Source organism: Pseudomonas sp. S2_B10, from assembly GCF_054668425.1.
The window spans coordinates 4,814,743-4,839,639 of the sequence record NZ_CP162768.1; the positions used below are offsets into that span (position 1 = coordinate 4,814,743).

Below are 24,897 nucleotides of genomic sequence, written 5' to 3' on the forward strand. Positions count from 1 at the left end.
TGACGTTGGTCCGTAAGCTATGACGGAAGTAGCTCGGCAGCGACGAAACTATCAATCACGTACACACTAAACCCCACAACCCCCTTCGCATGATGCTTAGCCTGCGAAGCCATCTCCGCAAGCTGGCTGGCATCAAGCGTTGCACAAGCTTCAGGTCGCAAATGCACCACCCCAATCGATAACGACAACAACGCAAATTCTTGCCGCACACCCTGTCGGTTTGGCGCTACAAAACAACCGGCTTCCAGATGCTCGGGCCGATAGAACCGGCGGCATTGGCTTTGGAAATCGTCGAGCAGTTGGTTGAGGCGTTTGCGCCAGTCTTCGGGGCCGAGGACGAGGAGGAAGTCGTCGCCGCCGATGTGGCCGACGAAGTCGCGGGTGGGGTCGATGCGTTCGTTGAGGCATTGGGCCAGGCAGAGCAGGACTTCGTCGCCACGGCCGTAGCCGTAGATGTCGTTGAAGGGTTTGAAGCTGTCGATGTCGACGTAGCAGATAATGGACTCGCGGGCCTGTTGCAGCAGGCGGGTGAGGCACTGCTGGATCGGTACGTTGCCCGGCAGCAGGGTGAGGGGATTGGCGTAGCGCGCCTGCTGGATTTTCAGTTCGGTGATCAGTTTCAGCACGTCGATCACTCGGCCGAGGCCTAGATAACCGCCGTTGAGGGTGATGATGAAGTCTTCTTCGATGCGCTGGCGGGCGCGGCTGGTGATCAGGCGGCTGACTTGCTGCAGCGACTGGCTGATTTCCACGGCGAGGAAATCATCGTTCATCAGGCGGCTGATCGGTTTGCGCGCGAACAGATCGGTGGCAAACGGTTTGAGCAGTGCGTCCGACAGCGAGTGGCGATGGACGATGCCGCAGGGCTGGCCTTGTTCGTCGAGCACCGCGAGCGAATTGAGGTTGGCCTGGCGGCGAAAGGCTTCCAGTACCGTCGCGGTGGGCGTATCGCGTTGCACGGCGGGCTGGTCGTTGAGCAGGGCGCTGAGGTCGCTGCCTTCGTCATTCAGCGCGACGGCGCTGCTGTCGTGTTTGGGCATCAACGCGCGAGCGTCGCGGGACGGATGTTCCTGAGGGCGGCCGAGCAGGTAGCCTTGCACCAGGTCGACGCCCATTTCAGTCAGCACCGCGAGTTCTTCCGGTAGCTCGATGCCCTCGGCGATGACTTGCGCGCGCGAGGCTTTGGCGATTTGCAGAATCGAACCGACAAACTCTCTTTTCAACGCATCCTGATGAATGCCATCAATGAAGTGCCGGTCGATCTTCACGTAATCCGGACGCAATTCCGACCACAGGCGCAGGCTCGAATACCCCGCGCCCAAGTCGTCCAGCGCAATGGAAAAACCCATCGCCCGGTAGTGATGCAGGGCGGTTTGCAGCAACTGGAAGTCATCGATCGGCGTCTGCTCGGTGAGCTCGATCACCACCTGGCTCGGCGCAATGCCCAAGTCCTGCAGCAGTTGCAACGTACGGCCGGGTTGGTGCGCGGCTTCGAGCAAGGATTCTGGCGACACGTTAAGGAACAGCTTGCCCGGCAGTTGCTGTTCGTTGAAGCGGCGGCAGGCGCTTTGTCGGCAGGCGATTTCCAGTTCACTCAATCGACCAGCCTGTCGCGCCACGGCGAACAGGGCAATCGGAGAGTGAAGAGGGCTGTTGGACGGGCCACGGGTGAGGGCTTCGTAACCGAGAATGCGGCGTTCGGAAAGACAGATGATCGGCTGGAACAGGCTGTGTAAACCGCTTTGAGTCAGGATCGAGCTCAAGGCGCTCAGCTGTTCGGTCGTGGTCATGGCAGTCTCTGGCGATAAAAAAAGGACCGGGAGCGCTTGCTCCTGGTCCTTTATTGCACGACAGAATGATGACTGTTTGATGACGATCCGGGGATCGTCAGCACTAAATTGCCATCACTTACTTCTTGGCCACCTGATTGCTAAGTTTCAGGTAATCCAGCAGCACGCGCCCGGTTTCGCTCAGGTAGGCATCGTCTTCTGGTTTGACCTTGTCCGGCTCGGCAGCGGCCAGTGCGTCTTCGTCTTCTTTCTTCAGCTCTTTGAGCGGTTCTTCGCCTTTGGCCTTGCGACGGATGTTCTCCATCGCCAGTTGCTTGGCGTCGATGTCGGCGTGCTGGGCACGACGATCGGCTTCGTTGAGGCTGACGGTTTTTTCTTCCATCAGTTTCTGCGCCAGGGCCAGCTTGTCGCGGATGAACACGAACTCGGCATCCTTGTTGGTGCGCGAGTCATGTTCGGACTTCAACTGGGCGAGGAACGGCTTGAACGGATCGGCCGCCGGCTTGATCGCCGCGCGAATGGTGTCCCACGGCATGGCTTCCGGCAGGGCACTTTCGCCGATTTCCTTGGTGTCGATCAGCGACGGGTAGTCGATGTCCGGCAGTACACCCTGATGCTGGGTGCTCTGCCCGGAGACACGGTAGAACTTGGCCAGGGTCAGTTTCAGTTCGCCGTGGTTCAGCGGCTGAATGGTTTGCACAGTGCCTTTACCGAAAGTCTGGCCGCCGATGATCAATGCGCGATGGTAGTCCTGCATGGCGCCGGCGAAGATCTCCGAGGCCGAGGCGGACAGGCGGTTGACCAACAGCGCCATCGGGCCTTTGTAGAACGCGCCCGGGTTTTCATCTTCGAGCACGTCAACACGGCCGTCGGCGTTACGCACGAGTACGGTCGGACCTTTGTCGATGAACAGGCTGGTCAGCTCGGTGGCTTCCTGCAGGGAGCCGCCGCCGTTGTTGCGCAAGTCGATGACCACGCCGTCGACTTTGTCCTTCTGCAGCTCGGTCAGCAGCTTCTTGACGTCGCGAGTGGTGCTCTTGTAGTCCGGATCGCCGGCACGGAATGCCTTGAAGTCGAGGTAGAAGGCCGGGATCTCGATCACGCCAAGTTTGTAGTCCTTGCCGTCCTGTTTCAGGCTGAGGATCGACTTCTTCACGGCCTGATCTTCGAGCTTCACCGCTTCACGGGTGATCGGCACGATCTTGGTGGTCTGGTCGTTCGGCGCATTGCTCGCCGGAATGACTTCCAGACGCACCACGGTGCCTTTAGGGCCGCGAATCAATTTGACCACTTCGTCCAGACGCCAGCCGACCACGTCGACCATTTCCTTGTTGCCCTGGGCAACGCCGATGATCTTGTCGGCCGGAGCGACCTGCTTGGTCTTGTCCGCCGGGCCTGCCGGCACCAGACGCACGACCTTCACTTGATCGTTGTCGCTCTGCAACACGGCGCCAATGCCCTCGAGGGACAGGCTCATGTTGATGTCGAAGTTTTCCGCGTTATCCGGCGACAGATAATTGGTGTGCGGGTCGTAGGACATGGCGAAGGTGTTGATGTACGCCTGGAAGATGTCCTCGGCACGAGTCTGATCGAGGCGCGCCAGTTGATTCTTGTAGCGCTTGGTCAGGGTTTCCTGGATCTGCTTCGGGTCTTTGCCGGCGATCTTCTGGCGCAGCACTTCGTCCTTGACGCGTTTGCGCCACAGGTCGTCGAGTTCTGCGGTGGACTTGAGCCAAGGCGCGTCCTTGCGATCGATCAGCAAGGTCTCCTTGGTGTTGAAGTCCATCTTGTCGACGCCTTTGTTCAGCTCGGCAAGGGCGAAGTCCAGACGCGCTTTGACGCGGTCCAGGTAGCGCTTGTAGATGGTGAACCCGGCGTTGAGGTCGCCGCTTTTGAGGAAGTCGTCGAACTGGGTCTTCCACTTGTCGAATTCGGCGATGTCGCTGGCCATGAAATAGCTGCGCGACGGGTCGAGCAGCTTGATGTAGCTGTCGTAGATGATCACCGAGCGCGCATCGTCGAGCGGCGGCTTGCTGTAGTGGTGACGCTTGAGCAACTCGACGACGTTCAGGCTGGCGATGACTTCATCGCGATCAGGCTGCAACTTGTCCCAGCTGTTGGCTGCGAATGTGGTGCCCGACACCGGCAACAGGCCGATACCGATGAAAAGAGCGAGGGCGGTGCTGGGGAGCAGATGCTTCATGCTGATTCGACGCGGGGACAATTGATAACGCATATTAGGCCGTCTTTGAAGTCGCCGGTTCTTTGAGAGCCGGTCGCATAATGCAAAAAGCCCGGCGCTACAGCTTCGGGCTCAGTCCAGACTCACTATGGAGGCAGTGTGAAGGCATTGCAAGGCGTTGAAGGTCAAGTGGCATGGGTTGAAGAGCCGAGTCCGACGTGCGATGTAGGACAAGTCCGCATCCGGGTGGCGGCAGCCGGCCTCAATCGCGCCGATTTATTACAGAAAGCAGGGCTTTATCCGCCGCCAGCCGGGGCCAGCCAAGTGCTTGGTCTTGAGTGCTCCGGGGTGATCAGCGAGGTCGGCGCGGGCTCGTCCTGGCAGGTTGGCGACCGGGTTTGCGCCTTGTTGGCCGGGGGCGGCATGGCTGAAGAGGTGGTCGTCGATGGACGGCATGTGTTGCCCGTGCCCGAAGGTGTTTCGCTGATCGAGGCGGCGGCATTGCCCGAGGTGTACGCCACCGTCTGGCTGAATGTGTTTCAACTTGCAGCGCTGAAACCCGGTGAGAAAATTCTCCTGCACGCCGGCGCAAGTGGAATCGGTTCAGCCGCCATTCAGCTGTGCAAAGCCTTCGGCAACCCGTGCTGGGTCAGCGTCGGTTCCGCCGAACGCTTGGCTTACTGCGAAGCGTTGGGTGCGCAGGGCGGCGTGGTGCGCACCGATGAAATTGAAAGCCTGCGCGACTTCGGGCCGTTCGATGTGATTCTCGACCCGGTGGGCGGCAATTATGCGGCGCTGAACCTCAAGCTGATGGCGCTGGACGGACGTTGGGTGCTGATCGGTTTGATGGGCGGGCGCGAGGCGAAACTGGATCTGGCGCAGGTGTTGGCCAAGCGTGTGCAACTGCTCGGTTCGACGTTGCGCAGCCGTAGCGATCAATTCAAGGCCGATCTGCTCAGTGATCTGGGCCAGCATGTGTGGCCGCTGTTTGCCGAGGGCCGCTTGCGTCCGCAATTGGCCAGAGCCTTTGCGGTGAAGGATGCCGAAGCAGCGTTTGCCGAACTGGCGAGCAATACGGTGGCGGGCAAGTTGGTGTTGGTGATCAATGAGAGTTTGAGCTGACAGCAAAGCAAGGTCAAAAGATCGCAGCCTTCGGCAGCTCCTACAGAGGCACGTATTCCAAAAGTAGGAGCTGCCGAAGGCTGCGATCTTTTGCTTTTATTTCCAGAGATGGATCGGCCAGCCGGCCTTTTCTGCGTGCTCAAGCAGCACCGGATCCGGATTGACCACGTGTGGAAAATCCACTTTCAACAGCAGCGGCAAGTCATTGCGCGAATCGGAATAAAAACTCGCGCCCTCGAGGTTTTCTTCTTCGGCGTCCAGCCATTCCAGCAAGCGGGTGATCTTGCCTTCGCGGTAGGTCAACGTGCCCACGGTATGGCCGCTGTAAACGCCGTGCGCGACTTCCAGTTCAATCCCTAGAATCTCGTCGATGCCGAGTCGATCGGCAATCGGTCTGACCAGGTGCGTGCCCGACGCCGAGATCACCAGAATCCGGTCGCCGGCCTTGCGGTGCGCGGCGATGGTTTTGGTCGCGTCGCTGAAGATGATCGGTTCGATAAAGTCTTCAACCCACGGCCCGACCAGGTGCTCGACTTCTTCTGGCGTACGGCCGATCAGCGGTTCGAGGCTGAACGCCATGTAATCTTCCATGCGTAATTTGCCATGGCTGTAGGCGTCCATCAGTTCGTTGTTCTTGCGCATGAACGACTCGGGATCGACCCAGCCCAGGCGCCCCATCTGCTCGCTCCAGAGGGTGGCGCAGTCGCCGTGGATCAACGTTTCGTCCAGATCAAAAATTGCCAGGGCCATCAGTGCAGTTCTCTCTTCAACGTCAGCAAAGTCATCAGGCTACCTCACACAGGGCCGTCGGATCGATGGAAAGTGCCAGGCGTTGTCCGTCGGGATGCAGATCGGCGGCGGAGCGGTTGAGTACGTCGACCACCAGTTCCACCCCGCGCGCTTCGACGCGATAGCGAATGACGTTGCCGAGCAGGCTGTGGCTGCGGATCTGCGCGTCGAGTTCGCCGTCAAGGCTCAGTTCGATGGCTTCCGGGCGGATGGCGATGCGATGGTTGACCGGCCGTTGCAACAGCTTCGAGGCGGCATCTGCGTCGAGCAGGTTGTAGTTGCCGATGAAGCCGGCGGCGAATACATCGACCGGAGCGGTGTAGAGGGTTTCGGCGTCGCCGCTCTGGACGATCTTTCCCTGGTTCATCAGGAAAATCCGGTCCGACATGGTCAGCGCTTCTTCCTGATCGTGGGTGACGAAGATCGTGGTCAGGCCGAGTTCGCGCTGGATCTGACGGATCTGCTCGCGCAGGTGTTTGCGAATCCGTGCGTCGAGTGCCGACAGCGGCTCATCCAGCAGCAACAAGCGCGGGCGGGTCACCAGCGACCGGGCGAGGGCGACACGCTGGCACTGCCCACCTGACAGTTGATGCGGATAGCGGCTGGCGAAGTCGTGCAGTTCAACCAGTTTCAACACTTCAGAGACGCGCTTGTGGCTGTCATCGGCGTTGACCTTTTGCATGCGCAGGCCGAAGGCGACGTTCTGTTCGACGGTCATGTTGGGGAACAGCGCGTAGCTCTGAAAGACCATGCCGATACCGCGTTTCTGCGGACTCAACGGCACGATGTCGACGCCATCGAGCAAAATCTTGCCGCCATCCACCGGGGTCAGGCCGGCGATGCAACGCAGCAAAGTCGACTTGCCGCACCCGGACGGGCCGAGCAGGGTGACGAACTCACCTTTGTTGATCTCGCAATCGATGTCGCTGAATACCGTGGTGCCGGCATAACTTTTCTGCAGGTGTTGGACGCTGACGTAGCTCATTCGCTTTTGTCCTTGTTCAAGATGTTGGCGATCCAGGTCAGGACCAGCACGAAAAAGAAATACGAAATGACCAGCGCACTGGTGAAGTGGCCGCTGCTGTTGCGCATGTTGTTCAGGTACACCTGCAGGGTTTCGTAGCGGGTGCCGACGAGAATGTTGGCGAACACGAACTCACCGAAGAGGAACGAGAAAGACAGTAGCAGCGCCACCATCAGGCCTTTGCGCAAGTTCGGCAGCACCACCAGAAACGCCGCTTGAAAGGTGCTGGCGCCGAGCAGTTGCGCGGCGTCCATCAGGTCGCGCAGGTTGATCGCTTGCAGGTTGTTGGTGATCGCGCGGTACATGAACGGCAGCGCTACGGTGAAGTAGCAGCCGATCAGAATCCACGGTGTGCCGACCATCGCCATCGGCCCGGAACCGTAGAGCTGCAGCAGCCCCACCGAGGACACCACCGGCGGCACCGCGAAGGGCAGCAGGATGAGGATGTTCATCAGCGCATCGAGTTTCGGAAAGTAGTAATGCACGACAAACAGCAGCGGCAGGATCAGCACCACCGATAACACCAGCGCGCCGACACAGACGATCAGCGACTGCCCGAATGCGTGGAGAAAGCGCGGATCGCTCCACAGCTGGATGTACCACTTGAAGGTGAAGCCGCTCGGCAGAATGGTCGCCGACCAACTGCTGGCGATCGAATAGACCAGCGTGCCCAGCAGCGGCAACAACAGGATGGCGAACAGCAGATAGACCACGACGCGGTGGTAGAGGCCGGCCGGGCCGGATTCAGCGCGAGACATGGTAGCTCCTCTTCAACAGCAATTGATGCACGACGGTGACAATGGTCATCAGCGCCACGAGCACCACCGCCAGCGCGCTGGCCAGGTTCGGGTCAAGGGAAATGTCGCCGGAGACCATCGCCGCAATACGGATCGGCAGAACGTTGAAGTTGCCGGTGGTCAGCGCATAAACCGTGGCGTAGGCGCCGAGGGCGTTGGCCAACAGGATCACGAACGTGCCGAGCAACGCCGGGGTCAACACCGGCAGGCCGATGTGCCGCCAGAACTGCCAGCCGTTGGCGCCGAGCAGTGCGGCGGACTCGCGCCAGTCTTCACGCAGAGCGTCGAAAGCCGGATAGAGCAGCAGCACGCCGAGGGGAATCTGGAAATAGGTGTAGAGGATGATCAGGCCGGTTTTCGAATACAGGTTGAAGTCCTGAATGATCCCCGACTGCTTGAGCATGATGGTGATGCTGCCGTTGAAACCGAGCAGGATGATGAACGCGAACGCCAGCGGCACGCCGGCAAAATTGCTGGTCATGTTGGCGAAGGCATTCACGAAGTTGCGCAGCTTCGAATCGACGCGGCGCAGCGAATACGCACCAAGCACGGCGATGATGATGCCGAATACGCTCGACCAGAAACTGATCTCCAGGCTGTACTGGATTGCCTGCCGATAGAACTTCGAACCGAAGATCTTGCTGAAATTGGCCAGGCCCCACCCGGACTCTTCCGATTCCAGGCTGTTGATCATCACCCAGACCAGCGGGGCGATTTCGAAGACGATAAAGAACAGCGCGAAAGGCACCAGACACAGCGCCGCGAGCCATTTGCCGCGAGTCATGGCATTCACTTGAGCAGCTCCCGGCACACAGGTTTGTCGTGGGGCACGCCGAGCAGCTCGCAAACCGTGCCGCAGAGCTCGGTCTGCTTCGGTGTGACATCAGGGTTGAGGCTGAACGCCTCGCCGAGGACGAACAGCGGCACCTGACGTTCTTCCGCCAGCAGGCCGTTGTGCGAGCGATCGTTGTTCATGCCGTGGTCGGCGGTCACCAGCACCTGATAACCAGCGTCGAGCCAGGTCTGCAGATAGTCGGCGAGGATGACGTCAGCCGAGCGCGCGCTGTTGCGGTATTGCGAGCTGTCGAGGCCGTGCTTGTGCCCGGCGTCGTCGATGTTCATCGGGTGGATCAGGAGGAAATCCGGCGCATGACGCAGGCGCAGGTTCTCCGCGTCGGCGAACAGGTGCGAATCCGGATAATGGTCGTTCCAGTAGAAATGCCCGTGCTGGATCGGCAATGTCGGATCGTCGGTGTGGCGGTCGCGCGCAGCCACGAACGGTGAGCGGTTATACAACTCGCTGACCCAGTGATACGCCGCAGCGGCGGTTTTCAGCCCGGCATCGCGGGCGTAGTGATAGATGCTGCGCTGGTTGGACAAGCGCGAGACATTGTTGTGGACGATGCCGCTGCCGATCGGTGGCACGCCGGTGAGGATACATTCGTAAAGCGGTCGGGACAGGGCGGGCAATTCGCACTCCAGTTGATAGAGCGCCGCGCGTCCTGCGCCAACATAAGCCTGCAGATGCCCCATGGCGTGACACGCAACCTCGTAGTTGAGGCCGTCGAGCACGACAAGGATGACGTTGTGCTTCATAGGGGCAAGAACTCCGAAAACAAATCTGGAACCAATCTGTGTCGGAGCTGCCGGACGCTGCGATCTTTCGATGTTGCTTTTAAAGGGCAAGATCAAAAGATCGCAGCCTTCGGCAGCTCCTACAGATGAAGGATTACTTCATCTCTACGATGACTTCTTCGTTCCACTGCTGCGGCAGGGCTTTGGAGGTCTTTTCCCACGCGTCGGCGTCCTTGACTGGCGTAACGTTTTTGTATTGCTCGTTCGGCAGCAGCTTGGCTTTCACGTCTTCCGGCAGTTGCAGGTGTTCGGCGCGGATCGGCCGGGCGTTGCCGCGGGCGAGGTTGGTCTGGCCGGCGTCGCTGAAGATGTATTCGCGCGTCAGCTTGGCGGCATTGGGGTTTTTCGCGTACTTGTTGATGATCGTGGTGTAGCCGGAAATCACCGAGCCGTCGGATGGAATCAGCACTACGTAATCATCCGGGTTGGCCATCTTGGCTTTGTAGCTCAGGCCATTGAAGTCCCAGACCACGCCGACTTCAATCTCGCCTTTTTCCATGGTGGCGATGGTCGGGTTGGCCATCGACAGACGACCCTGTTTGGCGAGGTCGGCGAACAGCAGCAAGGCAGGCTTGATGTTTTTCTCGTCACCGCCATTGGCCAGTGTGGCAGCGAGGACACCGTTGGCGGCCTGGGCAGCAGTGCTCACGTCGCCGATGGAGACTTTGTATTTACCGGTTTTCAGGTCAGCCCATTTGGTCGGCACGTCGGAGCCGTTCAGCAGCTTCTTGTTGACGATGAAGGCGATGGTGCCGGTGTAGGCCAGTGCCCAGTTGCCGTCCTTGTCCTTGGCCCAGTCCGGAATCTGATCCCAGGTGCTTGGCTTGTACGGTTGCACCACACCTTGCTTGACCGCGATCGGGCCGAAGGCGGCGCCGACGTCACCGATGTCGGCGGTGGCGTTGTCTTTTTCAGCTGCGAATTTGGCGATTTCCTGGGCCGAGCTCATGTCGGTGTCGATGTGTTTCAGGCCGTATTTCTTGGCCAGGTCTTCCCAGGTGCCTTTCCAGTTGGCCCAGTCATCGGGCATGCCGACGCTGTTGACGGCGCCTTCCGCTTTCGCAGCGGCTTCTAGGGTTTTCAGATCGGTGTCGGCCGCCATGGCGGCGCTGCACATTGCAATGGTCGAGCCTAACAGTGTTGCCAGGAAAAGCTGTTTCATTCCGAAGCTCCTTGGTCGTGTTCAACGCTGCGATTGCGGTTGGGTTGGTCTAGGTCAGCAATACCTGAGCCAATTTAGGCGGGCTGGATGACATTTTGATGTCGATGGCCTTATGGCTGATCTTTTCTCCGCCCGGGATTGGCGGTTGCCAAACAAGCGTAGACCATGACGCAGGCCCGATAAGCAAGGGACTTGGCCGATGTATTGCAAGCCGTGAAAACGACCGTTGGGTAGTTTTGTCATCTGTCGGTCATCTGCACTGCCTAGGCTTGCAACACACGAAAGCGCTCTGAGCAGCGCCCGGATTTGCCCTGAAACAGTGCTGGTCTAGTCCAGATAGGTAACGTTGATGCGCGATGAGGCAACGAAAGCGGTGACAGCGATTGGCCAGGTGCTGCAGGAGCAGATCGATCATGGTTTACTGGCGGCCGGGAGCAAGTTGCCCGCTGAACGCAAGCTCAGCGAGTTGTTCGGGACGACGCGGATCACTGTGCGTGAAGCGCTGTTGCAATTGGAGGCGCAAGGGCAGATTTATCGTGAGGAGCGGCGCGGCTGGTTCGTGTCGCCGCCGCGTCTGGCGTACAACCTGATGCAGCGCAGTCATTTTCACGCCATGGTCAGTGCGCAGGGGCGTGAGCCGTCGACCGAGGTGATTTCGGCGCGGTTGCAGCCGGCTTCGGCGGCGGTGTGTGCGTGGTTGCAGCTGCCGGCGTTGTCGAGCGTGATCCAGATTTGCCGCTCGCGGCGGATTGATGGCCGACTGGTGTTGTATGTGGAGCACTATCTGAATCCACAGTTTTTTCCGGGGATTCTTGAGTTTGATTTGAATCAGTCGATCACTGAGTTGTATGCGCGGCATTTCGATTTGCACTATGGGCGGGTGCGGTTTGAGATTGTGCCTACGTCTTTATCTGTCGATGCGGCGGCGGCTTTGCGGGTGTCGGTGGGGAGTCCGGGATTGAGGATTGCTCGGGTCAATTATGATCAGCATGGGCGGCTGATTGATTGTGATCTGGAGTTTTGGCGGCATGATGCGATTCACGTAGGGGTTGATGTGGTTTGATCTTTTTTGACCTTGGCGGCCTTTGGGCCAACCAGGTTTTGGGGGTTGGGTGAATATCCGTTGCTGCGGTAACGGCTTCTTATGGTTCCGCCCTTACGGCGGGTCACTTTTTCAAACACCAAAAAGTAACCAAAAGGCTGCGCCCTGACGTTCGGCCCGCTCGCTGGGGCTCGGAGTTCCTTCGCTGCGGGATCGATCCTGGCGCAGCGGCTCCGGTTTGCTTCGCTGCACCTACACTCGCTGTGTACGACTGCGTCGTACGGTCGCTGCGCTCCCACGCCCGGATCAATCCCTCCACTCAGCCTGCCGACGGGCTCCGAGATCAAGATCAAAAGCGGTGCTCGAGCTAACGCTCATCGTGTGTAGGAGCTGCCGAAGGCTGCGATCTTTTGTTTTTGCTTTCGCTTTTCTGTGGGAAGCGAGTCTGCTCGCGAAAGCGCCCCCACAGTCACCCCTTCCTACTTGCCCACCGCCGCATTCCCATACAGATAATCCGTCGCCAACGACGCCAATGTTCTCACCCCAACCACCAGCGCCGACTCATCCACAAAGAACCCCGGATTGTGATTCGGCGCGGCCTTGCTCATGTCCTGATCCCGCGGCGTAACCCCGAGAAACACAAACAATCCCGGTGCTTCCTTGGCGAAGAACGAGAAATCTTCCGCCCCACCCACCAGCGGTCCCTGCACCACATCATCCTTGGCCGCCCACTTCAATGTCGGCAGCATTTTCTCGGTCAGTGCCGGGTTGTTAATCGTCGGGTCGTATTTTTCGATGATGGTGACGTCGGCTTTGGCGCCGCCGCTTTCGGCGATTTTCTCGATGGTCTGGCGTACGTCGCTGTGCAGTTTCTGGCGGATGCCGTAGTCGTAGGAGCGGATGGTGCCGGTCATGTCGAGTGATTCGGGGATGATGTTGTAGCGGGTGCCGCCGTTGATGGTGCCGATGCTGACCACCGACGGGTAAGAGGAAATGTCGGTGCGGCGGCTGACCACGGTTTGCAGGCCGACGATGGTTTGCGCGCCGACGGTGATTGGGTCGATGCCATCCCAGGGGCGGCCGGCGTGGGTTTGTTTGCCGTGGATCTTGATGCGCAGGTCGTCGGAGCTGGCCAGGGTCGGGCCGGGGCGGTAGGCGATCTGGCCGGCGGGGACGCCGGCCCAGACGTGCAGCCCGAACACTGCGTCTGGTTTCGGCGATTTCATTACGCCTTCCTCGACCATCATCTTCGCGCCCCAGGTGTTTTTGCCGTCGGGAATAAAATCGCTCGGGCCTTCCTCGGCGGGCTGGAAGTAGAACACCACGGTGCCGGGCAGGGTGTCGCGCATGCCCGTCAGAATTTTCGCTGCGCTGAGCAGGATTGCGGTGTGGGCGTCGTGGCCGCAGGCGTGCATGACGTCGACTTCCTTGTCGAGATACGTGCCTTTGGCTTTCGAAGCGAACGGCAAGTCGGAGACTTCCTTGACCGGCAGCGCGTCCATGTCGGCGCGCAGGGCGACGGTCGGGCCGGGCAGGGCGCCTTTGAGAATGGCGACAACGCCGGTGCGGGCGACGCCGGTTTTCACTTCCAGGCCCATGGCTTGCAGCTGTTTGGCGACCAGTTCAGCGGTGCGTTTTTCAGTGTTGCCAAGTTCTGGATGAGCGTGAAGGTCGCGGCGGGTTTCCAGCAGCTCCGGCTCGAGCTTCTGCGCCTGCTCGGCGATGCGCGTGCGGGCGCTGTCCATCGTCGCGGCACTGGCGTGGCTGGCGACCAGGGTGAGCAAAAGGGTCTGGGCAATGCGCGTCAGTTGCATGGGCTTCTCCTTGATTATTGTTGTTGGCTTCCTTGCCTGTGACAAAGGCTTTGCACGCAAGTGCGATCGGGTCCGGAAAGCGCTATGCGCTCCGACAGATTTACGTTTGAGCATAAGTTATCAGCGAAAACTCCTACCGCTTTATCAGTTCCGTCCGGCGTGACAGATAAAACGCGGGCGATAACCATGTACCGCACCGCACAACATCTATTTCCATAAATTTCTCCAGGTGCCGGTCACGTTATTGGCTGTTTGAGGGTAACGAGTCAGTGCGACAAAACTATTGTCCATGGAGGACTTATAAATGCAGCGTAATGGAATAACGCTTCCGCCGATTGTTGTGCGTCCGGATAAACAAGATGAATATTTACATTATTTAGGTGCAGGGGACGGCTCGGGACCAGGCATTAACTTTACGCCGCTGGGTGAAATACTCGATATGGAAAGTATCTATAAAGATACTTCCAGGAATATTGCTCAGGTCATTGAAAATGAACTGGCAGAAGTGCGGGCAGCAGGTGATCAAAGTGTCTTGCCGCCTTTGGATGCGCTGGCGCGGGAGATGCAATTCAGGGATTCCCTGATCGCCAGGAAGTTTGGTGCGCTTTTGGTGGCCAAGGACGTGGCCATCGAACGTTTCGGCCACGCCCAGGTTGAAACCTTTTTCAACGGAGGCCGCTTACCGCAAGTCAATCGGCGAAGCGCCAGCGTCAGCGTACGGCAGGCTTATAGCGCTCTGTTCAACGCCAAGTTACTGGTTGAAGGCATTGGCGTGTTGAACAGCCAGTCGGCCACGGTCAAGGGCATGATTGCCGTGGTGCAAGCGCAGGAAGCCGAGCGGATCGCTCAGGAGCAGGCGCGGTTGGCGGCGGAATACGCCAGGCAGGTTGCACAGGAACAGGCCCGCGTCGCTCAGGAGCAGGCGCGGCGGCAGGCGGAGGAGCTGGCGCGGCAGGCCGCGGCCGATGAAATCAGGCGGCTCGAAGAGGAACAGGCCCGTTTGGCGGCTGAGGCACTAGAGCGCAAGCGTGCCGAGGAACAGGCAGCGCTTGAGGCTGAGGCCGAAGCACGCAGGGTTGCTGAGGAAAAGCACCGGCAGGACACCTCCGGTGGGCACAGTAGCCTGTTGCGCTTTCAGGGCAATACCAGCCACGCCCAACTGGTATTTGCGACGTCCGCGGGTGCGGTCGCGATTGCCGACAACCTGATGGCGGGTTTTGCCGCTTCGATTCGCGCGGCGGTGGCCGGTTTATCGGAGGTGGCTGCCGGCACGGCGTCCGGTCTGATGGTGGGGGTAAGTGCGTTTGTCTACTCCCCGGTGTTGGGCAATGGAGAGTTGCCTGAACGCTTTCTGCTCAGCCTCCCACTGGCAGATCTGCTGCCCGGTCAACTGCCTGATCTGGACAGGCTGGCAAGCGAAAGAGCACGACTGAATCTGCCGGTACGTTTGAGCGCCCGGCCGCTGACGGGCTCTCTCGCCGAACTGCTTGTCGTTCCGGTAGCGGGGACAAAACGGCCTTCCGGCGTTCGCGTGGTTGCAGCTGGTTTCAACGCAGGGAACAACACTTACAGCGCGACCCTCACTGACATCCCGCCGACAACCGCGGTCTGGACTCCCGCAGTAACGCCGGCAGACAGTTCAACGCTGTTCCCCATCGAGAATCCGTCCCCACCGCGATATATCGGCGGCAACCTCGTGCCGATTGAAGGACGGATCGACGCTCACCCAGGGCGGGGCAGCATTCGTTTCGACGACTTCATTCTGGTCTTCCCGTCGGAATCGGGCCTGCCACCGCAGTACGTCATGTTCCGGGATCGACGCAATGATCCAGGGGTGGCGAGTGGTCATGGAGCGCCGGTTGCGGGTGGATGGCTGGAGGCGGCCACGCAAGGTGAGGGGGCGGCAATTCCCTCAAAAATTGCAGATCAATTGCGAGGCAAGAATTTCAAGGATTTCAGGGCATTCAGGGAGACTTTCTGGAAAGCGGTGAGCGCTGATGCGGAACTGGCGATGTCGTTTGATCCAGGTAGTCTCAGTGCAATGAGCAAAGGCCGATCACCGTATGTGAAAGCGGGCGATCGGGTTGGTAAACGAGTGAAGTTTGAGTTGCACCACGTCTCATCGTTATCGGATGGTGGGCAGTTGTACGATATTGACAACCTGCGGTTGCTAACTCCGAAACAGCATTTGGCAGTTCATAAGGGAGGCGAGTAATGAAAAAATTAATGATCAATGAAATGTCCGAAGAGCAATTCTTGCATTTCGTACAAAAGATATACCAATCGGATTACGCGACTGAGAAGGGGCAAACCTCAGCTGTAATGGAGTTTGAACGACTGAGCGAACATCCAGCGGGTTCCGATTTGATCTACTACCCAGAATCGGGGAAAAGCGGTCCGGAAAATATTGTGGCGGAAGTCAAAAGGTGGCGGGCCGCCGAAGGAAAACCTGGTTTCAAAGCCAGATAAAACTAGCCCCCTATTGGTATTACCTGCCAATAGGGGGCCATCTCTGTTCAGCTTTCCTTTTTGATTTCCACCCCAGGCGTAATCACCTGCACACTCATCCTTGGCGTCGCCAGATCCAGCCCCGCCTCATCCAGTTGCCTTTTCAGCGACAAATTGAACGCCCGGGAAACTTCCCACTGCTTGATCGGCGCAGTCTTGAACCGTGCGCGCAAAATCGCGCTGCCGGACTCGAAACTTTCCACACCCTGAATCTCCAGCGGCGACCAAATATTGCGGCGCTGCAACGGATCGCTGCGCATCTTCTGGCCGACGTCGCGCATCAGTTTGATCGCGTCGTCGATTTCCATGTTGTATGGCACGGCGACGCGGAAGATCGCGTAGCCGAATTCCCGCGAGTAGTTCTTGATGCTTTTGATTTCGCTGAACGGGATGGTGTGGACGATGCCGTCAATGTCGCGCAGGCGTACGGTGCGGATGGTCAGACCTTCGACGGTGCCGAGGTGGCCGCCAACGTCGACGTAGTCGTCGATGGCCAGCGAGTCTTCGATGATGATGAACAGGCCGGTGATCAGGTCAGCGACGAGCGACTGCGCGCCGAAGCCGATGGCCAGACCGATCACGCCGGCACCGGCCAACAGCGGCGTGACGTTCATGCCCATGTTCGCCAGGGCGACGATCAGCGCGATGATGAAAATCGCCACGAACAGCACGTTGCGGATCAGCGGCATCATCGTCTGCGCCCGTGCATTCGCCAGGCCTTTGCGCGAGCGGGTGAGGGCGTGGTGCACGGCGGTGTCGGCGAGGATCCAGATCAGCCAGGAGAAAATCAGCGTGCCGATCAGGCTGAACAGTTTGACGCTGATGTCATGGCCATCGCCTTCGGCGAACGCGATCAGCGAATGGCCCCAGACGCGCAGGCCCAGTTCGATGAAGATCAGCCACACCAGCAAATGCGTCAGGGTGTAGAAGAAGTTTTTCAGTCGCTCCGAATACAGCGCATGGCGTTTCGGCCCGCGTTGCGGTTTCAGCGAATGGCGGCGCAGGAGGCCGTTGATGACCATGCACAACACCAGCAGCACCGTGCAGATCAGCGACTGGCGCAGCGCGGAGCTGGTGTCGCCGGCGGAGACAAACGTGGCGAACAGCGAGATGCCGACCAGCACCAGTGCCGGCACGTACCAGAAAGTACCGAGGATTTCGATGGTATCGCTGAGGGCGCGGCGGGTCAGGCGGCGTGACAGCGGTTGGTTGCGGATCAGGTGCGCGATCGGTCGGCGGAATCGCAGTATGAACAGGCCGGTCGACAGTGCCGCGAGGACATTGGCCGTGGTCGCGGCGGTGTGCGCCAGATGTACGCCCAGGCTCTCGACCAGACGCGGATCGCTCAGCGCTTCACCAAACGCGGCGAAGCTGCCGATCAGCCACAGCGGCCGAAACGCCTGATGACGCAGGATGTACAGCGCGCGATGGCGGTGCGGGCCGTCGAGCAGGGAGAAGGCGATCACGCAGATCGCCGAGAAACAGGTGCCGACCACCAAGGCATAGGCCAGCACCATCGCCAGGCTTTTGCCCAGGGAAGACGGCAGCACGTAGCTCATGTACACCGTCATTACCAACGCGATCAGCCACGGCCCGAGCTTGCGCAGGGCAAAGCGCAGCATGTCGAGGGCCTTGGGGTGTTGCGGCAGTTCTTCGGTGAGGCCGAAGCGCAGACGCACGCGGTGGCTGAGCCAGATCAGCGCGGCGGCGAGCAGGCTCCAGACCATCAGGATCACCGCGAAACCGAAAATGATCGGCAGCCATTCATTGGCCGGCAGCAGCTTGCTGGTCAGTTCGTCCTTGGCCAGATCGAATTCGTTGGACCAGCGGGTGAGCGGGCTGTCGGCGCCGGAAAACTGTTTTTCGAAGCTGGCGAGGGTGCCGCCGATCAGGCCCAGCACGCCTTCTTCCGGGGTGGCTTGAGCTTTCTTCGTAGCGTCGCGCAGCTTCTTCAGATCGCTGAGCAACTGCGCGCGTTGCTTGTCGTTTTCCAGCGACTTGATCACTTCGTCCAGTGACTGGCCGAGGGGTTCCACGGCTTCAGGCTGCGGTTTGGAAGTGTTGAGCAGGCCGGGCAGACCGACCGCTTGGGCGGGCGCCAGCGGCAGCAGCGTCATCAGGCAGACAAGCAGCAGACCGGGCAAAGCAAAAAGACGAGCGAACACCAGAAGACAACCTCGCGATAGGCGGATGCGCTGGAGTGTACGAGGCCCTTTGGCTCAATGCGAGCCGGGCGCGGTCATTCGTTGAGTTTGGCGAGGATCTTGTAGACCACCGTGGCGAGGATCATCAGCATACCGATCCACATGGCGAACACCCCGGCGTTCTTGTCGCGGAAGTTGAAGCCGATGGCCAGCAGGATCATTCCGCTGAGGATGGGAATGAGCATGGCGTGGAAGGAGGACATCGAGATCATGAAGACTGCCTTGTCTGTGGGGGATGTTTGCAGTCTAGGCGGGTTTTCGAGGCGGGGTGTGATGTGGCTCAGGAATGCATCAGGCCGGGAGGATTCTGCTGTCTGCACAGGCGATTTCGCGAGCAGGCTAGCTCCCACAGGTGAATGGCATTCCATTGTGGGAGCGAGCCTGCTCGCGAAGCTTGTCAGCCGTTACGGCAATTCACGGCTGGCATAGAACGCACTGAGCACTTTCACCAGATGCGCCAGGTCATGGCTGCCGCACAGCTCGCGAATCGAATGCATGGCGAAGGTCGGCAGGCCGATGTCGACGGTGCGCACGCCCAGATGGCTGGCGGTGATCGGGCCGATGGTCGAGCCGCAGCCCATGTCGCTGCGCACCACGAAGCTTTGCACCGGGACTTCTTCGGCCATGCACAGGTGGCGGAAGAAACCGGCGGTTTCGCTGTTGGTGGCGTAGCGCTGGTTGCTGTTGACCTTGATCACCGGGCCGGCGTTGAGTTTCGGGCCGTGGTTGGCGTCGTGCTTGTCCGCGTAGTTGGGATGCACGCCGTGGGCGTTGTCGGCGGAGACCAGCAGGGATTTCTGAATAGTGCGCACGAACTCGTCGCCTTCTGGCAGCAGGCGGCGCAGAGTCTGTTCGAGCATCGGGCCGTCGGCACCGCACGCCGAGCACGAGCCGACTTCTTCGTGGTCGTTACAGACCAGCACGCAGGTCTCGTCGGTTTCGGCGGTGAGCAACGCTTGCAGGCCGGCGTAGCACGACAGCAGGTTGTCCAGACGCGCACCGGCAATGAAATCGCCGTTCAGGCCGATCACCGCAGCGCTTTGCGTGTCGTAGAAACTCAGCTCGTAATCCAGCACCACGTCGGCATTCAGGCCGTGTTCGCGGGCCAGTTGGTCGGTGAGCACGGCGCGGAAATCGACGCGCTCGTCACCGGCGAATTGCGCCAGGATCGGCGGTAGTTCGGTCTGCGCGTTGATCGCCCAGCCCTGGTTGGCTTCACGGTTGAGGTGAATGGCCAGGTTGGGAATGATCGCGATGGGTGCCTTGAAGTCGATCAACTGACTCTCGACCTTGCCGTCACGGCGGAAGGTCACGCGGCCGGCCAGCGACAGATCGCGGTCGAACCATGGCGCCAGCAGCGCGCCGCCGTAGACTTCGACGCCCAGTTGCCAGAAGCCCTGACGTTGCAGTTCCGGTTGCGGCTTGACCCGCAGGCACGGGCTGTCGGTGTGAGCGCCGACCAGACGGATACCGTCGTGCAGTGGCGAGTTGCGGCCCATTTTGATCGCGACGATGGAGGAGTCGTTACGGGTGACGTAATAGCGGCCGTTGGCCTCGGTGGACCATGGCTCGCGCTCGTCGAGGCGCACATAACCGGCGGCCTCCAGACGCTGAACGAGGCTGGCGGTGGCGTGGAACGGGGTAGGGGAGGCCTTGAGAAAGTCGATCAGGCCCTGGTTCAACTCTGCGCGCATAAGAAACTCCAGACAGCAATGGGCGGCAGTTTAACGCATCACTCAGCGCCATTGGGCAAGTGGTTTGCGCAAGCACGCTCAGGAGTGCTGATCGATGCGCTTGCGCAGGTAGGCAATGATGGCTTGTTGATCATCCTTTCTGGCGGGTTTCGGCAGGTGCTTCGGCCAGCCCTTGCCGCTGCCGAAGAAGGCCTTTTGCGTGACGCTGTCCCAACGCAGGATTTCCCGCGACGCCGATTCCCACCATTCGTGACGGCAGATCTCGTAATACGGATGGGCAGGTGCAGCACTGCCGAACAGCAACGCCCGGCCGACTTTCTTCATGCCGCCGCGCTTTTTGCGCAGCTTCCACTTGATGCGCAGGCGCTCCCAGGTTGAGGGAACGGGTTTGCTGCGCGGAACCTCGTTGCACAGCGCTGGCAGTTCGAGGTGGAAGGCCTCGCCATAGCGGGCGAAAAAATGTTTCTGCATGGCGTGGAAGAAGTTCTTGTCGGCGAAGTAGTGATAGATGAATTTCTTCGCTTCCTGGATCGGCTGGTCGCGCATGGCAAAAGACAGTGCAATCTGTTCGATCGTATGGATGTCGAACGAACCCTGCGTCCACTCATCGATCAGCCGGATCGATTTCTCCAGCAGCGCTGCATCGCCATCGGTGACGCCGCACAAGCCGCTGTTGTAGAGCTTGAAGCTGTTCGTCGACGAGATGCCGTGGACTTGCAGGCAGCGCGCGAGTTTTTCGTAGTCCGCCCGGTTACAGACGTAACTCCAGTCATATTCGAAGCGGTCCATCACGTAACGGCCGGGCGTGATCATGCTGAACAACCGGTGCGGCGAATCGAGAAACAGCGTGTCGGTGTCGACGAACAGGGTTTTTTCGGCGAGTGTCAGGCCCAGCGCAATGGCGCACGCTTTGCGGCGGTGGTGGTAGCCGTTCTCGCCCTGCCACTGGATCAGGGTCTGCTCGCTCAAAGGGACGGTCTCGACCGGCCAGCCGGCATAGTCCTGCGGACGATCGGTCAGCACTCGGATGCACAACGATTCATCTGGCTGCAGCTGTGCAAGGGCGGTGAGGATGCTGAATTTCGCCTCGCGCCGATAAACGTCTTTGTCGCCATAGATCAGGTAGAGCAGCTGGTGCGGTACTTTTTCCAGGGGGGGAAGGCTTCGCGCATAAGCGGCTCCATACGGCGGGGGCGCGAGTTTACCGTATTGCTCCGCTGATTTGCAGGCCGGACACTTGCTTCAAAGTGTTGCCAGGGAGGGCGTCAACCAGTGATCAATCTGCCAGAGAGGAAGACTTCACGGCGTTGCTTGCGACCGACGTATTCATGTTTGCTCAACTGATAGACAGCCTCGAACCTGTCTCTCGATAAGCCAGGCAGTGCACTGAGGTATCGATCTACCAGGCGATCGTAGGCGGCTTCGGTGATGAATTTGTAGATATCCCGACGATAGAAGAAGCCGAGTTGAAAACCGAGGGTTTCACTTGCGTGCGCGGTCGGGCCTGCGAAGCAGTTTTCAAAGTCGATGGCTTTGAGTGGCCTTTGCGTTTGCTCGGGCACCATGATGTTGCCCACCCAGAAATCCATGTGGGTGATGTTCTTGCTGGCGAGCGAGCTGAGCAGTTGAAACGCGTCGAGGATAAAGGCTTCGATGTTTTCGGGATTGCGTCTGATGCACTCGGCCCCATCCATATGGCCTTCGAGCAGGTGAGTCAGCAGGAAGAACTCCTCGGTCAGGCCGAGTCTGCTGCGGGTATAGCCATAGCCCTTCAGTGGAGGCATCTCCACGCCCCGGCGCTGAGCTTCGAGGGAATTCATCAGTTCTTCAAGAGGCCAGTCGAAGCGCCCGTTGCGTTGCGGTTTGTTCAGGCTCACCCGCACCTTTGCCTTGAACGTGTCCAATGGCTGGACCTTGGCAAATAGTGGTGTTTCACAGGACGATAACGGTGCGCTGGCCCGGGTCAGTTTGTGCGCGCGGCGTTTTTTAATGAGCTGCTCCAGGGCCTGGCGTGCCTGGATGCTGGGTGCTTCGCTCAAGTGCAGGGTCGTGTTACCGAATGCGTAGATGATCGGGTATTCGGATTGAAGTGTTTTGCTGCAGAACACGGGAAAGGCCTCCTGCCTGATATCGAAGTGCCATGATTTTATATTTGATTACAATTTTATGACAGTTCTTTACGTCAATCTATTGCCGGTGGAATTCTGGCAGGACAAAAAAAGCCCTTCATTGCGAAGGGCTTTTAAAGTATTCACGCAATTCAGAACGGAGCCGGGCACTCGAAGCGCAGGCGCTCGCCGGTCTGCGGATGAGTGAAGCTGAGCATGCTCGCGTGCAGGCACAGACGCGGCCAGGCCGCCAGCGCTTGCTCGTGGGCGTAGAGTCCGTCACCGAGCAACGGATGGCCGATCGACAACATGTGCACGCGCAATTGATGCGAGCGGCCGGTAATCGGTGTCAGTTCGACACGGCACCAGTCGCCGCAACGTTCCAGCACCTTCCAGAAGGTCAGCGCATGCTTGCCGAATTCGTGATCGACGACATGCCGTGGCTTGGTCGGTGGGTCGTAGCGCAGGGGCAGATCGATGCTGCCGCTGTCCAGCTCCGGCTGACCCCAGGCCAAAGCGGTGTAGGCTTTTTCGGTTTCGCGGTCGTGAAACTGCCGCGACAGTTCGCGATGAGTGTCGGCGTCACGGGCCAGCAGGATGATCCCGGAGGTTTCCCAGTCCAGGCGATGAACGATGCGCGCTTCCGGGTAGCCGTTTTCCTGCAAGCGGGTAATCAGGCAGTCCTTGTTGTCGTCAGCGCGACCGGGCACCGAGAGCAGCAGGGTCGGTTTGTCGACCACAAGAACGGCGGCGTCCTCGTGGATGATGCGGATGTTGGACAGCGGCATTAAAACAGCCTCGTAACAAATGCCAACGGCGGCTCGGGACTGCTGATAACTCTGTAGGAGCTGCCGAAGGCTGCGATCTTTTGACTTTGAAGATCAAAAGATCGCAGCCTTCGGCAGCTCCTACACGAGCATCAACAGCCCGAGCCGCCGTAGCGACTGCCAAATCGACTCAGCGATCGGGCAGGGTGATGTTGAGTTCCAGAATCGAGCAACTGCCCTGGCTTTCCAGTGCAACATGTACGTCGTCGTTGCCGATGTTGACGTACTTGCGGATCACGTCGACCAGTTCCTTCTGCAAGGCTGGCAGGTAATCCGGCGTGCTGCGCTGGCCGCGCTCATGCGCCACGATGATCTGTAGACGCTCTTTCGCTACCGAGGCGGTACTTGGCTTTTTGTTGGCACGAAAGAAGTCAAAAAGGTTCATTACCTACCTCCAAACAGGCGCTCGAAGAATCCCTTCTTCTCGACATCGAGGAATCGGTGGGCTTTTTCTTTGCCCAGCAGGCGGTCGACGGTATCGCTGTAAGCCTGACCGGCATCGCTCTGGTCGTCGAGAATCACTGGCACGCCCTGGTTGGAAGCCTTGAGTACCGCCTGGGATTCCGGGATGACGCCGAGCAGGGTCACCGAGAGGATCTCCTTGACGTCTTCAACGCCAAGCATCTCGCCCTTCTCGACACGCTCCGGGTGGTAGCGGGTGATCAGCAGGTGTTCCTTGATCGGCTCTTCGCCCCGTTCGGCGCGGCGCGATTTGCTCGCCAGCAGGCCGAGCATGCGGTCCGAGTCACGTACCGAGGAGACTTCCGGGTTGGTCACGACGATCGCTTCATCGGCGAAATACATGGCCAGGTGCGCACCTTTCTCGATGCCCGCCGGGGAATCGCAGACGACGAACTCGAATTGTTCCTTGAGCTCCATCAGGACTTTTTCCACGCCTTCGACGGTCAGCGCGTCTTTGTCGCGGGTCTGGCTGGCCGCCAGTACGTAGAGGTTTTCCAGGCGCTTGTCTTTGATCAGTGCCTGTTGCAGGTTGGCTTCGCCGTTTACCACGTTGACGAAGTCATACACCACGCGGCGCTCGCAACCCATGATCAGGTCGAGGTTACGCAAGCCCACGTCGAAGTCGACGATCACTGTTTTGTGGCCGCGCAGAGCGAGACCGGTACCGATAGCGGCGCTGGTGGTGGTCTTACCCACACCACCCTTGCCGGATGTAACCACGAGAATCTTGGCCAAGGTGTTTCACCCCTAAGGAAGAAGGACTGTTCAGCCCCTGAAAAACATCTCTTGAAAACTACTGCAGTCGGACAGCCTTGGCTGGAATTTGGCTTTGAGCCTTTTTCCTACTTCGTTTGAGCCGTTTTCGCTACGTTTTAGAGATGCTTGGAAAATGCGGCAGTATCCGTTAAAGCCGAATGATGTTCAACACGTCGCCTGACAGGCTGACCTGGACGCCCGAGCCCCACATCGGATCACGACGCAAATCCTCGGAGACCTTGTAATGACCGGCGATGGAGATCAGTTCAGCGCTCAATTGCTGACAGAAAATCCGTGCCTTGGTGTCACCTTTGACGCCGGCCAGCGCACGGCCGCGCATCGGGCCGTATACATGGATGTTGCCATCGGCGAGAAGTTCCGCCCCCGGACTGACCGATGAGACCACGACCAGATCGCCACCCTGGGCATATATCTGCTGGCCACCACGTACTGGCGTGGTGATTACGCGGGTCGGTTTGACGGTCGGCTCAGGCGGCTTTTCCGGCTTCTTTTTGACTTCGGCTTCCGGCGTCTCCAGCGGACGCTCGCGGGCGCCGGAGGGCGGTAGCACGGGGATGTCGATGGCGATGGCGGCGGCGATGTCTTCGATGCGGCTGGCGCGAATGGCCAGGGTACGCAGACCGTGCTGACGGCAGACGCGCATCAGCCCCGGCAGGTCAACCGCGCCCTGATTCGGCGGCAGTTTGTCCAGCGCCAGAACCAGCGGTGCATTGCTGAAAAAATTCGGCGCCTGGGCGACTTTGGCGGCCAATTGCCGATCGAGGCTTTCGAGGTCGTTACGGGCCAGTTCCAGCACAGTGATGGCCAGCATGCTGCCCTTGAGCTGGAATACGGGATCTTGGTCTAACGGGTCGGTTTGGCTCATGTCGGCATACAACGGCTTGTCACTAAAAGTGCCGAGACTTATAACGAGAACGCCCGCGAGCCGCAAGCCGGGTCGAACGATGTAGAATGCGCGGC

Annotated in this window: 22 protein-coding genes; 4 read left to right on the plus strand and 18 right to left on the minus strand. The window is 59.4% G+C overall.

The window, feature by feature from the left end:
• Positions 1-17 precede the first annotated feature (17 nt).
• Together AB4O45_RS21565 and AB4O45_RS21570 are read right to left on the minus strand one after the other, a co-directional pair.
• Positions 18-1,790: a bifunctional diguanylate cyclase/phosphodiesterase gene (locus AB4O45_RS21565; RefSeq protein WP_460160515.1), complete on the minus strand. Its 1,773-nt coding sequence runs from the start codon at positions 1,788-1,790 to the stop codon at positions 18-20.
• Positions 1,791-1,908: 118 nt separating this feature from the next.
• Positions 1,909-3,993, minus strand: coding sequence for a carboxy terminal-processing peptidase (locus tag AB4O45_RS21570; protein WP_177434207.1), 2,085 nt, complete (start codon positions 3,991-3,993; stop codon positions 1,909-1,911).
• Positions 3,994-4,131: 138 nt separating this feature from the next.
• On the opposite strand from AB4O45_RS21570, the gene AB4O45_RS21575 reads away from it, so the two are divergent.
• Positions 4,132-5,094, plus strand: a complete 963-nt coding sequence (locus AB4O45_RS21575; RefSeq protein WP_460160516.1) for a zinc-binding dehydrogenase — start codon at positions 4,132-4,134, stop codon at positions 5,092-5,094.
• 96 nt (positions 5,095-5,190) lie between these two features.
• On the opposite strand, the gene AB4O45_RS21580 is transcribed toward AB4O45_RS21575, so the two are convergent.
• From AB4O45_RS21580 to AB4O45_RS21605, 6 genes are all read right to left on the minus strand, one after another.
• The gene (locus AB4O45_RS21580; protein WP_073472633.1) at positions 5,191-5,844 is read right to left on the minus strand and encodes an HAD family hydrolase; all 654 of its coding nucleotides are present in this window, start codon (positions 5,842-5,844) and stop codon (positions 5,191-5,193) included.
• A 34-nt stretch (positions 5,845-5,878) separates the two neighbouring features.
• The gene (locus AB4O45_RS21585; RefSeq protein WP_095180778.1) at positions 5,879-6,868 is read right to left on the minus strand and encodes an ABC transporter ATP-binding protein; all 990 of its coding nucleotides are present in this window, start codon (positions 6,866-6,868) and stop codon (positions 5,879-5,881) included.
• Positions 6,865-7,665 (minus strand): ABC transporter permease, encoded by an 801-nt coding sequence (locus tag AB4O45_RS21590; protein ID WP_016773742.1) that lies wholly within the window; start codon positions 7,663-7,665, stop codon positions 6,865-6,867. The genes AB4O45_RS21585 and AB4O45_RS21590 overlap by 4 nt, the downstream gene beginning before the upstream one ends.
• Complete coding sequence (locus AB4O45_RS21595) at positions 7,652-8,488, minus strand: ABC transporter permease (RefSeq protein WP_191637016.1); 837 nt, start codon at positions 8,486-8,488, stop codon at positions 7,652-7,654. The genes AB4O45_RS21590 and AB4O45_RS21595 overlap by 14 nt, the downstream gene beginning before the upstream one ends.
• 5 nt (positions 8,489-8,493) lie before the next feature.
• Positions 8,494-9,300 (minus strand): alkaline phosphatase family protein, encoded by an 807-nt coding sequence (locus AB4O45_RS21600; protein ID WP_150638736.1) that lies wholly within the window; start codon positions 9,298-9,300, stop codon positions 8,494-8,496.
• A gap of 133 nt (positions 9,301-9,433) precedes the next feature.
• Positions 9,434-10,501: an ABC transporter substrate-binding protein gene (locus AB4O45_RS21605; protein WP_460160517.1), complete on the minus strand. Its 1,068-nt coding sequence runs from the start codon at positions 10,499-10,501 to the stop codon at positions 9,434-9,436.
• A gap of 349 nt (positions 10,502-10,850) precedes the next feature.
• On the opposite strand from AB4O45_RS21605, the gene phnR reads away from it, so the two are divergent.
• Positions 10,851-11,564 carry a phosphonate utilization transcriptional regulator PhnR gene (gene phnR / locus AB4O45_RS21610; RefSeq protein WP_016773745.1) on the plus strand — a complete coding sequence of 238 codons (714 nt, stop codon included), beginning with the start codon at positions 10,851-10,853 and terminating at the stop codon, positions 11,562-11,564.
• A 458-nt stretch (positions 11,565-12,022) separates the two neighbouring features.
• Here phnR and AB4O45_RS21615 read toward each other — a convergent pair whose 3' ends face one another.
• Complete coding sequence (locus AB4O45_RS21615; RefSeq protein WP_041479306.1) at positions 12,023-13,357, minus strand: amidohydrolase; 1,335 nt, start codon at positions 13,355-13,357, stop codon at positions 12,023-12,025.
• A 304-nt stretch (positions 13,358-13,661) separates the two neighbouring features.
• Between AB4O45_RS21615 and AB4O45_RS21620 the strand changes: the two genes are divergently transcribed.
• Both AB4O45_RS21620 and AB4O45_RS21625 read left to right on the plus strand, forming a co-directional pair.
• A complete protein-coding gene (locus AB4O45_RS21620; protein WP_460160518.1) occupies positions 13,662-15,572 on the plus strand; it encodes an S-type pyocin domain-containing protein in 1,911 nt (636 codons plus the stop codon).
• Positions 15,572-15,826: a bacteriocin immunity protein gene (locus AB4O45_RS21625; RefSeq protein WP_076566779.1), complete on the plus strand. Its 255-nt coding sequence runs from the start codon at positions 15,572-15,574 to the stop codon at positions 15,824-15,826. The genes AB4O45_RS21620 and AB4O45_RS21625 overlap by 1 nt, the downstream gene beginning before the upstream one ends.
• A gap of 47 nt (positions 15,827-15,873) precedes the next feature.
• Here the strand turns inward: AB4O45_RS21625 and AB4O45_RS21630 are convergent, their stop codons facing one another.
• From AB4O45_RS21630 to minC, 9 genes are all read right to left on the minus strand, one after another.
• Positions 15,874-18,030 (minus strand): mechanosensitive ion channel family protein, encoded by a 2,157-nt coding sequence (locus AB4O45_RS21630; protein ID WP_460160519.1) that lies wholly within the window; start codon positions 18,028-18,030, stop codon positions 15,874-15,876.
• A gap of 74 nt (positions 18,031-18,104) precedes the next feature.
• Positions 18,105-18,281 carry a hypothetical protein gene (locus AB4O45_RS21635; protein WP_016773747.1) on the minus strand — a complete coding sequence of 59 codons (177 nt, stop codon included), beginning with the start codon at positions 18,279-18,281 and terminating at the stop codon, positions 18,105-18,107.
• Between the two features lie 192 nt (positions 18,282-18,473).
• A complete protein-coding gene (locus AB4O45_RS21640) occupies positions 18,474-19,763 on the minus strand; it encodes a M18 family aminopeptidase (RefSeq protein WP_016773748.1) in 1,290 nt (429 codons plus the stop codon).
• Between the two features lie 78 nt (positions 19,764-19,841).
• A complete protein-coding gene (locus tag AB4O45_RS21645) occupies positions 19,842-20,915 on the minus strand; it encodes a hypothetical protein (RefSeq protein WP_460161514.1) in 1,074 nt (357 codons plus the stop codon).
• A gap of 113 nt (positions 20,916-21,028) precedes the next feature.
• Positions 21,029-21,871, minus strand: a complete 843-nt coding sequence (locus AB4O45_RS21650; protein WP_460160520.1) for a protein kinase family protein — start codon at positions 21,869-21,871, stop codon at positions 21,029-21,031.
• Positions 21,872-22,023: 152 nt separating this feature from the next.
• The gene (locus AB4O45_RS21655) at positions 22,024-22,659 is read right to left on the minus strand and encodes an RluA family pseudouridine synthase (protein ID WP_024012204.1); all 636 of its coding nucleotides are present in this window, start codon (positions 22,657-22,659) and stop codon (positions 22,024-22,026) included.
• 169 nt (positions 22,660-22,828) lie between these two features.
• Positions 22,829-23,083: a cell division topological specificity factor MinE gene (gene minE, locus AB4O45_RS21660; protein ID WP_003223146.1), complete on the minus strand. Its 255-nt coding sequence runs from the start codon at positions 23,081-23,083 to the stop codon at positions 22,829-22,831.
• The gene (gene minD / locus AB4O45_RS21665) at positions 23,083-23,895 is read right to left on the minus strand and encodes a septum site-determining protein MinD (protein ID WP_056784017.1); all 813 of its coding nucleotides are present in this window, start codon (positions 23,893-23,895) and stop codon (positions 23,083-23,085) included. Before minD ends, minE begins: the two co-directional genes overlap by 1 nt.
• A 169-nt stretch (positions 23,896-24,064) precedes the next feature.
• Positions 24,065-24,802, minus strand: coding sequence for a septum site-determining protein MinC (minC, locus tag AB4O45_RS21670; RefSeq protein WP_041479318.1), 738 nt, complete (start codon positions 24,800-24,802; stop codon positions 24,065-24,067).
• Positions 24,803-24,897: the final 95 nt, after the last annotated feature.

Excerpts from the sequence above, each read along its gene's own strand:
- AB4O45_RS21615 (WP_041479306.1), bottom strand. The coding sequence starts at position 13,357 with ATGCAACTGACGCGCATTGCCCAGACCCTTTTGCTCACCCTGGTCGCC.
- minE (WP_003223146.1), bottom strand. The coding sequence starts at position 23,083 with ATGAACCTTTTTGACTTCTTTCGTGCCAACAAAAAGCCAAGTACCGCC.
- minC (WP_041479318.1), bottom strand. The coding sequence starts at position 24,802 with ATGAGCCAAACCGACCCGTTAGACCAAGATCCCGTATTCCAGCTCAAG.
- AB4O45_RS21585 (WP_095180778.1), bottom strand. The coding sequence starts at position 6,868 with ATGAGCTACGTCAGCGTCCAACACCTGCAGAAAAGTTATGCCGGCACC.
- AB4O45_RS21620 (WP_460160518.1), top strand. The coding sequence starts at position 13,662 with ATGCAGCGTAATGGAATAACGCTTCCGCCGATTGTTGTGCGTCCGGAT.
- phnR (WP_016773745.1), top strand. The coding sequence starts at position 10,851 with ATGCGCGATGAGGCAACGAAAGCGGTGACAGCGATTGGCCAGGTGCTG.
- AB4O45_RS21640 (WP_016773748.1), bottom strand. The coding sequence starts at position 19,763 with ATGCGCGCAGAGTTGAACCAGGGCCTGATCGACTTTCTCAAGGCCTCC.
- AB4O45_RS21590 (WP_016773742.1), bottom strand. The coding sequence starts at position 7,665 with ATGTCTCGCGCTGAATCCGGCCCGGCCGGCCTCTACCACCGCGTCGTG.
- AB4O45_RS21625 (WP_076566779.1), top strand. The coding sequence starts at position 15,572 with ATGAAAAAATTAATGATCAATGAAATGTCCGAAGAGCAATTCTTGCAT.
- AB4O45_RS21595 (WP_191637016.1), bottom strand. The coding sequence starts at position 8,488 with ATGACTCGCGGCAAATGGCTCGCGGCGCTGTGTCTGGTGCCTTTCGCG.
- AB4O45_RS21655 (WP_024012204.1), bottom strand. The coding sequence starts at position 22,659 with ATGCCGCTGTCCAACATCCGCATCATCCACGAGGACGCCGCCGTTCTT.
- AB4O45_RS21580 (WP_073472633.1), bottom strand. The coding sequence starts at position 5,844 with ATGGCCCTGGCAATTTTTGATCTGGACGAAACGTTGATCCACGGCGAC.
- AB4O45_RS21635 (WP_016773747.1), bottom strand. The coding sequence starts at position 18,281 with ATGATCTCGATGTCCTCCTTCCACGCCATGCTCATTCCCATCCTCAGC.
- AB4O45_RS21605 (WP_460160517.1), bottom strand. The coding sequence starts at position 10,501 with ATGAAACAGCTTTTCCTGGCAACACTGTTAGGCTCGACCATTGCAATG.
- AB4O45_RS21570 (WP_177434207.1), bottom strand. The coding sequence starts at position 3,993 with ATGAAGCATCTGCTCCCCAGCACCGCCCTCGCTCTTTTCATCGGTATC.
- AB4O45_RS21600 (WP_150638736.1), bottom strand. The coding sequence starts at position 9,300 with ATGAAGCACAACGTCATCCTTGTCGTGCTCGACGGCCTCAACTACGAG.
- AB4O45_RS21565 (WP_460160515.1), bottom strand. The coding sequence starts at position 1,790 with ATGACCACGACCGAACAGCTGAGCGCCTTGAGCTCGATCCTGACTCAA.